This is a genomic window from Gilliamella apis (assembly GCF_030758615.1).
GTDB classification, from domain to species: Bacteria; Pseudomonadota; Gammaproteobacteria; order Enterobacterales; family Orbaceae; genus Gilliamella; species Gilliamella apis_A.
This window is the reverse complement of record NZ_CP132381.1, coordinates 1,294,141-1,306,391: the sequence shown is the minus strand read 5'-3', so window position 1 is coordinate 1,306,391 and position 12,251 is coordinate 1,294,141. Positions and strand designations below refer to the sequence as shown.

Sequence of the window (12,251 nt, the reverse complement as noted above, 5' to 3'; positions counted from 1 at the left end):
ACATAAGTCGCGTTTAAAATCGATTAAATCGCTTACTGGGTAATTTCACCAATTTTATTTAAAAGAGTTTGAATCCGTTGCTGCCAAATTTGTTGGTCTTGTTTTAATTTTTCATTTTCATCACGTAATGCTTTCATTTCATCAGAACTATCATTAATTAATTGTTCAAGTTCTTGATTGCCTTGTTTTAATCTAGCGATCTCTTGTTGCAATGTATTAATGGTGTTAACAGTGTTTTGAATTCTAGTTTCTAATTGATTCAATATTTCTAATGACATATTTTTCCTCAAGCTCAATTTATTTGGTGTATAATAAGTAGTATTATAACCAATTCATTCTGAAATCAACACCTTTTTAAATTTTAAGTTGGAGAAAAATATGCGAAAACCTCTCGTTATGGGTAACTGGAAACTCAATGGTAGTATCGGTATGGCAAAAGACTTAGTCACAGGATTAAGAAATGAGCTATCAACAGATGCCAACTGTGGCATTGCAATTGCACCGCCTAGCGTTTATTTAGATTTTGTAGCACACCAATTAGGTGGCTCAAACATTCTTTTAGGCGCTCAAGATGTCGGTATTCATCTTTCTGGTGCTTATACTGGTGAAGTATCAGCAACTATGTTAAAAGAAATCGGCGTAACTCACGTTATTATTGGACATTCTGAACGTCGTACTTATCACAAAGAATCTGATGAATTTATTGCGCAAAAATTTGGTGTATTAAAAGAAGCAGGTTTAGTACCAGTACTTTGTATTGGTGAAACTGAAGCTGAGAACGAAGCTGGCCAAACTCAAGCAGTATGTGCTCGTCAAATCGATGCTGTCATTAATGCATTAGGTGTACAAGCATTTAACGGTGCGGTAATTGCTTATGAACCAGTTTGGGCAATCGGTACAGGAAAATCTGCAACTCCTGCTCAAGCACAAGCTGTTCACAAATTTATCCGTGATCATATTGCTAAACAAGATGCAGCTGTAGCTGAACAAGTAATCATTCAATATGGTGGTTCAGTTAATGATAAAAATGCAGCTGAACTATTTACACAACCGGATATTGATGGTGCTTTGGTTGGTGGTGCTTCATTAAAAGTTGATGCATTTGCAGCAATCGTTAAAGCAGCAGAACAAGCTAAGAAATAAAACGTAAGACGCCTATCTTAGGCGTCTTTTTCTACTCAGTAATACAATTGTAACTTATTTTTTAACCTTCTTTTCGTATCTAGATGGCCAAATTTGCTCAACAGGTACTTGTAAATATTCAGAGATAATACGTTCATATTTAGGACAATGTCGATATAATGCATTACGTAAAGTATCAGCCTGTAAACCACTTGAACGTGAAAGAGCTCTTAAATTTCCACCTCGAATTTTAATCTCACCTACTACTCTTGATGGTGTCCAGTCTTGATCTTGTTCTCTCATTATGAGATCCTCTATTGGTTAAATTTTTTGCTATTGTAAAGATTATCGGTATTACGCGACTAAAGCGATAACAAGTTACCAACAAAGAATAACATATAAAAAAACGAATTAAAATAATAAAAACAAAAAAATATCTAGAAATGGAATAAAAAACAATGGAAAATAAAGTAAAAAAACAGTCAGATCAAGAAAAAACACGAGCACTAACCAGTACGGGAGTAATAAACTTTAAAAATCGATTAACTATTGTTTTAGAAGGTCTCTCAGGAAACGCTTTTGCAAAAAAAGTAGGAATGTCTGAAGCAGTAATACGAGATTATTTATGTGGTAAAACCTATCCATCGCTAAATAGATTGGCAACAATAGCTCAGAAATGCGATGTACCAATCGAGTGGCTTGTGACAGGAAAGGGAGAATGTCGTTTACTTCCAGAAAGCCAAGGTAAAGGTTCTATTGATATTCCATTTCATCATCTCAATGAAACAAATAGTGCATTTTCAGTTTTGGAAACAATTCCATTTGATATCACCTTAATCAAACATCATGGTTGTGAAGTTGATAATCTAGTCGCTGTTTGGGCTAAGGGTGATAGTATGGAACCAACTATATCAAATCATGATATCCTTATTATCAATAAAGCTTATGCTAAACCTATTGATGGTTTTCTTTATGCGGTACAGTACGATGAGCATATAAGTATCAAGCGTATTCAAAATCAAGGTGCTAACTTAGTTTTAATTTCAGATAACCCTAAATATCCAGCTATGGTGGTTGACAGAAAAGAACAGGACGATTTTAAAATAATCGGTCATGTAGTCTATTTATTAAAAGATCTTAATTAATATCACCATAATAAAACTATTTCTAATTTTAACTCCATTGATATTATCAATGGAGTTTTGAACCATAATTATTTTTTTCTGCGAATAGATATCAGCAGACAACTATTAATCAAAATTTGTTAATCTAATCCATATCCCTCTTTTGCATAGCCTTATACATTTCATCATAATTATGCTAAAATTATCACAAAATTTTTGCCCATTGATTTAGTTATTATGCCAAATATAAACACTCGAAAAAAAGTCGTTGTCGGCATGTCTGGCGGCGTAGACTCTTCCGTTTCTGCTTATTTATTACAACAACAAGGTTACGATGTTGTTGGTTTATTTATGAAAAATTGGGAAGAAGATGACACTGAAGAATATTGTTCAGCGGCGATCGATTTAGCCGATGCGCAAGCAGTTTGTGATAAATTAAACATCAAATTACACACAATCAATTTTGCTGCCGAATACTGGGATAACGTATTTGAACATTTTTTATCCGAATATAAAGCGGGTAGAACGCCTAATCCTGATATCCTGTGCAATAAAGAGATCAAATTTAAAGCTTTTCTTGAATATGCAGCCGAAGATCTTGGCGCTGATTATATCGCTACCGGTCATTATGTTCGCAAGCGAGAAAATGGAAATAAAGTCGAATTACTGCGCGGTATAGATAACAATAAAGACCAAAGTTATTTTTTATATACGCTGAGTGAAAATCAAATTAGACAAAGCTTATTTCCTGTTGGTGAACTGGAAAAACCACAAGTACGAAAAATAGCCGAAAAACTGGGCCTAGCAACAGCAGCAAAAAAAGACTCAACAGGGATCTGTTTTATTGGTGAAAGAAAATTCAGTGACTTTTTAGCTCGTTATTTACCCGCACAATCAGGAGTGATTCGTACTGTAGACGGTGAAGTTATTGGTCAACATCAAGGTCTAATGTATCACACATTAGGACAACGTAAAGGACTTGGTATAGGTGGTCTAAAACAAGCCGATGATACACCATGGTATGTTGTTGACAAAGACATAAAAAATAATGAATTAATTGTAGCCCAAGGTCATGATCATCCTGCTTTGTTTTCGGATGGATTAATTGCTCAACAACTACACTGGGTTGATCGTAAAGTTGTAACTAAACCTTTTCAATGCACAGTAAAAACCCGTTATCGTCAACAAGATATTGTTTGTAATGTCACACCATTAGAACAAGATAAAATTCAAGTAATGTTTGAACAACCTGTTGCAGCAGTAACACCAGGGCAATCAGCGGTATTCTATCAAGATGAAGTCTGCCTTGGTGGCGGTATTATTGAGGAACGAATTGTAAGCAGTAAGGATCATTAAAGTGAATAGTAAATACCATCATATTGCAATAGCCCTTGCCGGCGTAACACAAAGTGCGTCACTTATTCCCCAACTTGCTAATACAGGGGTTTGTAACAATACGCTTTATCAAATAGCAATTAAAAGCATATTTAATACATCACCAAAAACCACTGATGATGTTTATGATGGTATTATCAATATTAAAACTGGTCTTGAAACACTTATCTCACTACTATCATCCAATCAAAAGCAACAAGTTGAAATCATCCGTTATTTGTTTGGTGCATTAAGTGTCACTAGCAAACTTTTAAAAAATAATGATGCACTAGGTAAAATAGATCAACGTTTACAACGGATATCTGGACTTTATTCAGATATGAATCAGGAGACAATTGGTAATCATGTTGATGATCTCTCTTATTCATTAGCGGGAATCTATTCGGATATTATCAGTCCTCTATCAACCAAAATCAAAGTAGTAGGTAAAGCTGAGTATTTACAAAATTCATTAGTGCAAGCCAAAGTTAGAGCTTCACTACTAGGTTGTGTTCGTTCCGCCATTTTATGGTACCAAGTTGGTGGTAGTCGCTGGCAAGTTTTGCTGGGTCGTAAACGAATATGTAATGCAGCACAAGAATTATTAAAAGATATTAATCAACAAAGTTATTAAATTTAAAAAAATAGCAACGGAGTAAAACCGATGGAATTATCTGCTCTTACCGCCCTATCACCAATTGATGGTCGTTATGGTGACAAAACAACAGAATTACGCACCATTTTTAGTGAATATGGTTTGTTAAAATATCGTGTGCAAGTTGAAGTTCGATGGCTACAAAAACTCGCTAAACAAGCAGATATTCTTGAAGTACCAACGCTAAGTGAGCAAGCTACTAAGCACCTTAATGAAATTGTTGAGAACTTTAATGAACAAGATGCAATACGCATCAAAACAATCGAAAAGACAACAAATCATGATGTTAAAGCTGTTGAGTATTTCTTAAAAGAAAAAGTTAACACTAACGAAGAACTGCAAGCTATTAATGAATTTATCCACTTTGCCTGTACATCAGAAGATATCAACAATCTATCTTATGCTTTAATGTTAAAAACAGCCAGAGACACAGTTCTTATCCCTTACTGGAACAAATTAATTACTATCATCACTACGCAAGCTAAGACTTATCGTGACTTACCATTATTATCAAGAACACACGGACAACCAGCTACACCTTCCACTATCGGTAAAGAATTTGCCAATGTTGCTTATCGATTAAAAAGACAGTTAAAACAATTAGAGTCAATTGAAATCCTAGGTAAAATCAATGGCGCTACAGGTAATTATAATGCGCATATGGTTGCTTATCCACAAATCAATTGGCATAAATTTAGTGAGGAATTTGTAACTTCATTAGGATTACAGTGGAATCCATATACTACCCAAATTGAACCACATGATTATATTGCTGAATATTTTGATTGTATTGCCCGTTTTAATACAATTATGATCGATTTTGATCGTGATGTTTGGGGGTACATCGCTCTAAATCATTTTAAACAGAAAACCGTTGCAGGTGAAATTGGTTCTTCAACTATGCCACATAAAGTTAACCCAATTGATTTTGAGAATTCAGAAGGCAATTTGGGCCTTGCTAATGCAATTATGAGTCATCTTGGTAGTAAATTACCTATTTCTCGTTGGCAACGAGATTTAACCGACTCAACGGTATTACGTAATCTCGGAGTAGGTATTGGTTATGCGATTATTGCTTATCAGTCAACACTTAAAGGTCTAAATAAACTTGAAGTAAATCAAGAGCATCTACTTGATGAACTTAATCGAAATTGGGAAGTATTAGCTGAACCTATTCAAACCGTGATGCGTCGTTATGGTATCGAAAAACCATACGAAAAATTAAAAGAATTAACGCGAGGTAAACGTGTTGATGCACAAGGAATGCAACAATTTATCGATTCGTTAGCGTTACCTGAACATGAAAAAGCTCGTTTAAAACAGTTAACCCCAGCAAATTACATTGGTTTTGCCATTAATTTTGTTGATGAATTATAACTGACATTATGAGTGTCGCAGCCTAAAGCTCAAACATAATGAGTTTTAGGCTAACCAATTTATGTTGAATGACATATAACAACAAAAATATTTAAAATTCGGTAGATAGGGAGCATCATTGAAAATCCGCATCGCAACAAGAAAAAGTCCCTTAGCCCTTTGGCAAGCTAACTTTGTTAAACAACAATTAATGACTATCCACCGAGATTTAACCGTTGAACTAATCCCAATGGTAACTAAAGGTGATGTACTATTGGATAGTCCGCTATCGAAAATCGGTGGTAAAGGGTTATTTGTCAAACAATTAGAACAAGCCATAATAGATAATAAAGCTGATATTGCCGTTCATTCTATTAAAGACATTCCAGCTCAATTTCCTACAGGATTAACACTTGCTACAATCTGTCAACGAGATGATGTTCGTGATGCATTTATATCAAATCAATATCAATGTTTAGATGATTTACCTAATGGCGCTATCATTGGCACCTCAAGTTTAAGACGTCAATGTCAATTACGGGCTAAATATCCACATCTCATAATCAAGGATTTACGTGGTAATGTTGGTTCGCGCTTATCAAAATTGGATAATCAAGAATATGATGGCATAATTCTAGCTGCGGTTGGTTTAAAACGACTAGGATTACAGGAACGAATCAAGCAATACATTGATACTGACTTAATTTTACCCGCGGTAGGCCAAGGTGCAGTTGGTATCGAAACTCGAATCAATGATGAAACAATCTTGCAATTACTTGCGCCACTTGATGATAAACATAGCCGAATTTGTATTCAAGCCGAAAGAGCAATGAATCAGGCATTGCAAGGTGGCTGTCAAGTGCCTATTGCCTGTCAAAGTCTTTTAAATAACAATTTATTAACCTTAAATGGTTTAGTTGGCAGTCTAGATGGTTCAACAATTATTAAAGTTAGTATAACAGGAGCTGCCAAAGAAGCCGAGAGCTTAGGTGAAAAATTGGCTGCAAAATTATTAGCTAAAGGCGCTGATAAAATATTAGCGGAACTAATTAACTAATGATTTATATTACTCGCCCTTCCCCCGAAGGGGATAATTTAACCCGATTATTAAATCAAGCCAATGTATCAGCAATACATCTGCCTTTTTTTAATATCTTAGCTGGTCAAGATCTGAGGGATTTACAGCAACAATTGGATAATCTCAATCTAGGTGATATGGTTATTATTGTTTCACCACAAGTTACTTATATGATTGAACAACATCTGCCCGATCTCAGGTTACCTAATCACCTTCGTTATTTTGCTATTGGCAAAAAATCTGCCGAATTATTTAGTCAGCAAAATAACGTTCATGTTGATTACCCTAACGAAGAAAATAGTGCCGGATTATTATCATTATTAAATCAACAAGCAATAAGTGGTCATAATGCATTAATTCTTTGTGGGGATAATGGTGGTCAACAATTATCTCAGCAGTTAAAATTGCAAACAGTTAATGTGAAAACAATTGCATGCTATACTCGTCAAACTATTACTTATAAACCAAACATATTAGCCGAAAATATTGCCCAACAAATCATATTAATTACAAGTGTTGATCACTTATTACAACTAGATATTTACTGCCAAAATAAACATAAGAATGAAGCGCAACTAATCGTTACCAGTGAGAGAATTTTTATAAAAGCTAAACAGTTAAATTGGCAAAAAGTTTTAAAAATTGTTAGCGCAAATAATCAATTTTTATTTAAAACAATGATAACTCTATGTCATAATGCCAAAAATATTTAAAAAATCTAAATGAGGTTAATTTATGCCAGCAAAATACTATGGTGCCAATGCAACACTTTCAAACATCAGCACCACTTCATTTAGTCAACCGCCTATACCTAATGCAAACAAAGAAGCGAAAAAGACGATGAACGTAGATAAAAAAGAACCAATCAAAAAAACTTCTAGTCCAAAAATCGAACAACCAACCAATTCATCGGTTAATAGCAGTAAATCCCACATACCTGTATCAAAACTGTCTATACTTGCAATAGCATTAACAGTTTGTCTAAGTGGATTTGTTTATTTCCAAGGATATAAACAAATTGAAAATCAAAAGCGAAAGATTGCCACCTTACAAACAGAAGTTGCAAACTTAAAGCAAAATACTAAAGCTAGCATAATTAATGATTTGCAAAGTAATATTAATGATGCCGTCAATCAACAAAACCAACAGTTTACATCTTTATCACAGCGTGTTGATCGCCAATTAAATGAAAACCAAAAGATTCAACAACAATTAAGCATACAAATTAACGATGCAACTAAGTTAAACGAACAAAACTTAAATACTATTAATGAACGTTTATCTGCCCTATCCACACTTGATAATAATGTTTGGTTAATCTCACAGGCTAACTACTTAGTCCATCTTGCTGGTAGAAAAATTTGGAATGATCAAGATTATACCAGTGCCCGTCTATTATTAAAAAGTGCTGACGAAAGTTTGGCCAAAACCAATGATCCAAGTCTATTAGCCGCAAGACAAGCCATTAGCAAAGATATTAATGCCTTATCACAAATAAGTTTTATTGATGCGGATGGAATTATTATTAAGCTATTAGGTTTATCTGAATCATTAACAGACCTACCTTTAGTCGGTAATTATAAAGAAACTGCGCAGGCAATTAAGCAAAATGAAATTAAAACCGCAGATGAGGTTTCAACAAGTAATAAACCGTCATCGAACTTAGCTGAAAATGATAATGTTAGCTCATCAATAGATGATTGGTCAGATAATTTACTTGTCAATGCCGAAAAATTTATGGACAAATTTATCAAAATTGAAAAACTTGACGCAAAAGATAACCATTTTGCCACTTGTTTAGATAAGGCTGGTAATGATGAAAAGCAAATTGTTAGATGTCAAATTTTAAAAACACCTTTAAGTTTAGAACAGACTCTGTATCTTCGTGAAAATATTCGTTTCCGGTTATTAATTGCGGCACAGGCAGTACCAAGACATCAAGAACTCATATATCAACGTGCTTTACATGATGCTTCGACTTGGATTAATGCTTATTTCGATGGTAATGCATCAGCAGTTAAATTGTTCTTAAATGATCTTGATAGTTTACAAAAACAATCGATTAGTAATCAAAATATCCCCGATAAACTCGACAGCATTATTGAGCTTGAAAAATTAATGCAAACCCGAGTCAAATCAGCATTAGGTAAATAGGAGAATAATAATGTTAAAAATACTCATTATTTTCTTAGTATTAGTCGGTGGATTTTTCCTTGGCCCTATTTTTGAAGGCCATCAAGGGTCAGCGGTATTTGAAGTTGCTAAATATAGAATAAGTATGTCTTTTAACTCATTTGTCATATTACAATTGTTAGGATTACTTGTCCTGTATTTAGTTTATGAAATATGTAAAAAAATCTTCAACTCAAAAACTGCTCTAGGTGAATGGTTAAGATTAAAATCACCGAAAAAATCGGTTAAACGTGTTGAACAAGCGCAATTTTACCTTTTACAAGGTGATTATCAACAAGCCGCTAAACTATTTATGAAAAGTGCCAAAGGTGCAAAAAGCTCAACTTTATCTTATTTACTTGCAGCTCAAGCACAAATTGATGCAGACCAATTAATCGCCGCCAATCAATCTTTAGTCGAGGCGGCAAAATGTTGCCAACCAAAAGAGTTATTTGCTTTTCAACTGGTACAAATTCGTCTACAACTCAAAAATCATGAATATAGTGCAGCTAAAATCACAATTGAAAAATTATTAAACGAAAAACCGCGTAATGTTGAAATATTGAGATTGGCAGATCAACTCTATTATGAAACGGAAGATTATCAATCGGTTATTGATTTATTACCGATCATGTATAAAACTAAAGCTTATCCAGACTCTCAACTTGATCAATTTAGACAAGCAGCCTATATTGGCCGTATCAAACAATTATCAACCAATAGTGATCCACTTGCTCTAATAAAATGGTGGAAACAACAACCAAAAGTTATCGTCAATAACTTAGCTAATCAGAAAGCAATGGCCAACTATTTAAATCAATTAGGTCAAACAGCCGAAGCGGAAAAGTTGACTAAAAGCATTATAAGATTAGAACAAAAAGAAAGAACCTAAAAAAAATTAAATAGTAAAACAGGGCAATAGCCCTGTTTTTGTTGGAATAAGAAAATCAACTTAGATAATAAAATAGCGAATTAATGCCATACTACTCATTCCAACAATAACGACCCACATTAGGTTACGAGTCAAAACAGCAATACCAATAGTTGGCACTGCAGCTAAGCAATATTCAACATTAAAACTAGGAAATTCGCCTTGTTTAACCATAAAAAGATTTTCAACAAATAGTGCCGTTAAAATACAAATAGGTACATAGGATAAAAAACGAATGACTACTTCAGGCAATTGCAATTTTCTGACTAATAAGAAAGGGATAACCCGAGGTAACCAAGTCACCAAACCACTACCCAAAATGATTAATATACTATAAATACTCATGCTTTACGCTCCACAATAATCCCCATAAAGCAACCTGCAAAAGTACTAAATAATATCGCCATTTCTGATGAGATAAAACGTAATAAAAAAATCAATATCACACTGACTGTCAACATTGCAATAACACGATTAAGAACTGTTTTAGATTTATCACCTGTTAACTGTAAATAAAGTAAACCAATAAACATCGCCACTAATGCATAATCTAATCCAAATTGTGCTGGATTGGGTAACCACTCACCAATCAATGCCCCAACTAAGCATGATAATATCCACGCAGCATAAGCGGTTATATTTAGTCCATGCATCCAGGCTGGATTTACGGGTTGTTTATTAGCAATAGCATTCATGGCTACCGCAAAACTTTCATCAGTTAATAGACTGCCAATACCAATATTATTCAATAATGAGAAACGACGAAATGCCGGTGCGGTAGCCATACTCATCAAAAAATGCCGTGAATTAACTAGAAACACCGTAAAAATAATCGCTGTTATTGGTGTTGCTACCATCATTAAACCGGTGATGATAAATTGTGATGCACCAGCATAAATAATAATTGCCATGAGAGTCACTTCTAATACCGATAAGTTAGATGCTTTACCCACAACACCTGCGGCAATACCTATTCCAATATAACCCAATAAAGTTGGAATACACGCTTGTACACCATCTTTAAATGTTAAAGACATTTTCCTTTCCTTAATGAAATAAATTGCTATCTAATATATTTAGTAATTGTAATAATATTGATTCAATTTCTATACTACATTATTCGCTATATAATTGATTGCTAATAATAAAATCTAGATGTAACAATAAGCCACATACAATAAGCAAATTTTGTTATAATAGCGCCTATCGGCTCTTTGTGACAATAAAAATCACTCATTATCTTATTAAAAAACGGTAATATTATTTATGTATACGGGTACTTTATTCATTATCTCGGCACCAAGTGGTGCTGGTAAATCAAGTCTTATTCGTGCCTATTTAGCACAAGAAAATCGCCATCCAGCAAAAGTTTCTATTTCTCATACGACAAGAAAACCAAGACCTGGAGAACAGCCTGGTGAACATTACTATTTTGTTGATAATCAAGAATTTGAATCATTAATTGAACAGAATGCTTTCGTGGAATATGCGCATGTATTCGATCACTATTATGGAACATCTAGAGCCGAAATTGAGCAATCTTTAATGCAAGGTATAAATGTTTTTTTAGATATCGACTGGCAAGGGGCGAAACAAGTTAGGCAGCAAATGCCTGAATCAAAAAGTATTTTTATCTTACCGCCATCACTTAAAGAACTTGAAAATCGACTCATCAAACGAGGTCAAGACGATGCGCAGGTGATCAGCAAAAGAATGCATAAAGCTCAATCTGAAATTTCACATTACAATGAATATGATTATGTGATTATCAATGATGATTTTGATGAATCACTAAGGTCATTAAATGCCATTATGACTAGTGCTAGTCTTGAACAAAGCAAACAAGCTATAGCACATCAACAGCTATTAGCCGCTCTATTAGCTGCGAAATATTAACTCAATTTAACGAACCAATATCGCCGATAATTCGGCGATAGTTAAAATTAGCATAACTGAATTAATTGCCTAATGCTTTCGTCGCTTGGCTATTTTGAATTAACTCTATTTTATAACCATCGGGATCTTCAACAAAAGCAATAATCGTTTTTCCCCCTTTCACTGGACCAGCTTCTCGAGTAACTCGACCGCCAGCTTGACGAACATCCTCACACATTTTAGCGACATTATCTACACCAATAGCAATATGACCGAAAGCTGTACCGTGATCATATTTTTCTGTTCCCCAGTTATAAGTTAATTCAATTACTGAACTGGTTGATTCATCACCATAACCGACAAAAGCGAGTGAATATTGATATTCCGGATTTTCACTGGTTCTTAGCAGTGTCATTCCCATAACTCGAGTATAGAAATCAATTGAACGTTTTAAATCTCCGACTCGGATCATTGTATGTAATACACGCATTGCTATATAGTTCCTTATTACTATTAAAACATTTAGTTTGAGTTTAGCGATTTGTGATTAGACAGGCAAATTTT

Annotated in this window: 15 protein-coding genes; 10 read left to right on the top strand and 5 right to left on the bottom strand. The window is 34.2% G+C overall.

The features are described 5' to 3' along the window. Positions 1 to 32: 32 nt before the first annotated feature. Positions 33 to 278 (bottom strand): cell division protein ZapB, encoded by a 246-nt coding sequence (zapB, locus tag RAM17_RS05945; RefSeq protein WP_110448111.1) that lies wholly within the window; start codon positions 276 to 278, stop codon positions 33 to 35. 100 nt (positions 279 to 378) lie between these two features. Here zapB and tpiA point away from each other — a divergent pair, with 100 nt between their 5' ends. After that, positions 379 to 1,143 (top strand): triose-phosphate isomerase, encoded by a 765-nt coding sequence (gene tpiA / locus RAM17_RS05940; RefSeq protein ID WP_110448112.1) that lies wholly within the window; start codon positions 379 to 381, stop codon positions 1,141 to 1,143. Between the two features lie 54 nt (positions 1,144 to 1,197). Here tpiA and RAM17_RS05935 read toward each other — a convergent pair whose 3' ends face one another. Further along, the gene (locus RAM17_RS05935) at positions 1,198 to 1,425 is read right to left on the bottom strand and encodes a helix-turn-helix domain-containing protein (RefSeq protein WP_110448113.1); all 228 of its coding nucleotides are present in this window, start codon (positions 1,423 to 1,425) and stop codon (positions 1,198 to 1,200) included. Positions 1,426 to 1,580: 155 nt separating this feature from the next. Here RAM17_RS05935 and RAM17_RS05930 point away from each other — a divergent pair, with 155 nt between their 5' ends. From RAM17_RS05930 to RAM17_RS05895, 8 genes are all read left to right on the top strand, one after another. Beyond that, complete coding sequence (locus RAM17_RS05930; RefSeq protein ID WP_110448114.1) at positions 1,581 to 2,267, top strand: LexA family transcriptional regulator; 687 nt, start codon at positions 1,581 to 1,583, stop codon at positions 2,265 to 2,267. Between the two features lie 216 nt (positions 2,268 to 2,483). Beyond that, on the top strand, positions 2,484 to 3,602 hold the full coding sequence (mnmA, locus tag RAM17_RS05925) for a tRNA 2-thiouridine(34) synthase MnmA (RefSeq protein ID WP_110448115.1): 1,119 nt from the start codon (positions 2,484 to 2,486) through the stop codon (positions 3,600 to 3,602). 1 nt (position 3,603) lies between these two features. Continuing rightward, entirely contained in the window at positions 3,604 to 4,254 is a 651-nt protein-coding gene (hflD, locus tag RAM17_RS05920; protein ID WP_181414680.1) for a high frequency lysogenization protein HflD, read from the top strand. A 30-nt stretch (positions 4,255 to 4,284) separates the two neighbouring features. Continuing rightward, positions 4,285 to 5,652: an adenylosuccinate lyase gene (gene purB / locus RAM17_RS05915; RefSeq protein WP_110448117.1), complete on the top strand. Its 1,368-nt coding sequence runs from the start codon at positions 4,285 to 4,287 to the stop codon at positions 5,650 to 5,652. Positions 5,653 to 5,770: 118 nt separating this feature from the next. Then, a complete protein-coding gene (gene hemC / locus RAM17_RS05910; RefSeq protein ID WP_110448118.1) occupies positions 5,771 to 6,688 on the top strand; it encodes a hydroxymethylbilane synthase in 918 nt (305 codons plus the stop codon). Next, the gene (locus tag RAM17_RS05905) at positions 6,688 to 7,422 is read left to right on the top strand and encodes a uroporphyrinogen-III synthase (protein ID WP_110448119.1); all 735 of its coding nucleotides are present in this window, start codon (positions 6,688 to 6,690) and stop codon (positions 7,420 to 7,422) included. The genes hemC and RAM17_RS05905 overlap by 1 nt, the downstream gene beginning before the upstream one ends. A gap of 22 nt (positions 7,423 to 7,444) precedes the next feature. Next, on the top strand, positions 7,445 to 8,863 hold the full coding sequence (locus tag RAM17_RS05900) for a uroporphyrinogen-III C-methyltransferase (RefSeq protein ID WP_110448120.1): 1,419 nt from the start codon (positions 7,445 to 7,447) through the stop codon (positions 8,861 to 8,863). A 10-nt stretch (positions 8,864 to 8,873) separates the two neighbouring features. Beyond that, positions 8,874 to 9,773, top strand: coding sequence for a heme biosynthesis HemY N-terminal domain-containing protein (locus tag RAM17_RS05895; protein ID WP_110448121.1), 900 nt, complete (start codon positions 8,874 to 8,876; stop codon positions 9,771 to 9,773). 60 nt (positions 9,774 to 9,833) lie between these two features. Here the strand turns inward: RAM17_RS05895 and RAM17_RS05890 are convergent, their stop codons facing one another. Beyond that, the gene (locus RAM17_RS05890; RefSeq protein WP_110448122.1) at positions 9,834 to 10,157 is read right to left on the bottom strand and encodes an AzlD domain-containing protein; all 324 of its coding nucleotides are present in this window, start codon (positions 10,155 to 10,157) and stop codon (positions 9,834 to 9,836) included. Beyond that, positions 10,154 to 10,849 carry an AzlC family ABC transporter permease gene (locus RAM17_RS05885; protein WP_110448123.1) on the bottom strand — a complete coding sequence of 232 codons (696 nt, stop codon included), beginning with the start codon at positions 10,847 to 10,849 and terminating at the stop codon, positions 10,154 to 10,156. The genes RAM17_RS05890 and RAM17_RS05885 overlap by 4 nt, the downstream gene beginning before the upstream one ends. A gap of 229 nt (positions 10,850 to 11,078) precedes the next feature. On the opposite strand from RAM17_RS05885, the gene gmk reads away from it, so the two are divergent. Next, positions 11,079 to 11,708, top strand: a complete 630-nt coding sequence (gene gmk, locus RAM17_RS05880; protein WP_110448124.1) for a guanylate kinase — start codon at positions 11,079 to 11,081, stop codon at positions 11,706 to 11,708. Positions 11,709 to 11,769: 61 nt separating this feature from the next. Here the strand turns inward: gmk and gloA are convergent, their stop codons facing one another. Further along, complete coding sequence (gloA, locus tag RAM17_RS05875; RefSeq protein WP_110448125.1) at positions 11,770 to 12,177, bottom strand: lactoylglutathione lyase; 408 nt, start codon at positions 12,175 to 12,177, stop codon at positions 11,770 to 11,772. Positions 12,178 to 12,251 lie beyond the last annotated feature (74 nt).

What these genes read in the sequence shown, in the direction of transcription:
- zapB (WP_110448111.1), bottom strand. Translation starts at nt 278, where the DNA reads ATGTCATTAGAAATATTGAATCAATTAGAAACTAGAATTCAAAACACT.
- tpiA (WP_110448112.1), top strand. Translation starts at nt 379, where the DNA reads ATGCGAAAACCTCTCGTTATGGGTAACTGGAAACTCAATGGTAGTATC.
- RAM17_RS05935 (WP_110448113.1), bottom strand. Translation starts at nt 1,425, where the DNA reads ATGAGAGAACAAGATCAAGACTGGACACCATCAAGAGTAGTAGGTGAG.
- RAM17_RS05930 (WP_110448114.1), top strand. Translation starts at nt 1,581, where the DNA reads ATGGAAAATAAAGTAAAAAAACAGTCAGATCAAGAAAAAACACGAGCA.
- mnmA (WP_110448115.1), top strand. Translation starts at nt 2,484, where the DNA reads ATGCCAAATATAAACACTCGAAAAAAAGTCGTTGTCGGCATGTCTGGC.
- purB (WP_110448117.1), top strand. Translation starts at nt 4,285, where the DNA reads ATGGAATTATCTGCTCTTACCGCCCTATCACCAATTGATGGTCGTTAT.
- RAM17_RS05905 (WP_110448119.1), top strand. Translation starts at nt 6,688, where the DNA reads ATGATTTATATTACTCGCCCTTCCCCCGAAGGGGATAATTTAACCCGA.
- RAM17_RS05900 (WP_110448120.1), top strand. Translation starts at nt 7,445, where the DNA reads ATGCCAGCAAAATACTATGGTGCCAATGCAACACTTTCAAACATCAGC.
- RAM17_RS05895 (WP_110448121.1), top strand. Translation starts at nt 8,874, where the DNA reads ATGTTAAAAATACTCATTATTTTCTTAGTATTAGTCGGTGGATTTTTC.
- RAM17_RS05890 (WP_110448122.1), bottom strand. Translation starts at nt 10,157, where the DNA reads ATGAGTATTTATAGTATATTAATCATTTTGGGTAGTGGTTTGGTGACT.
- RAM17_RS05885 (WP_110448123.1), bottom strand. Translation starts at nt 10,849, where the DNA reads ATGTCTTTAACATTTAAAGATGGTGTACAAGCGTGTATTCCAACTTTA.
- gmk (WP_110448124.1), top strand. Translation starts at nt 11,079, where the DNA reads ATGTATACGGGTACTTTATTCATTATCTCGGCACCAAGTGGTGCTGGT.
- gloA (WP_110448125.1), bottom strand. Translation starts at nt 12,177, where the DNA reads ATGCGTGTATTACATACAATGATCCGAGTCGGAGATTTAAAACGTTCA.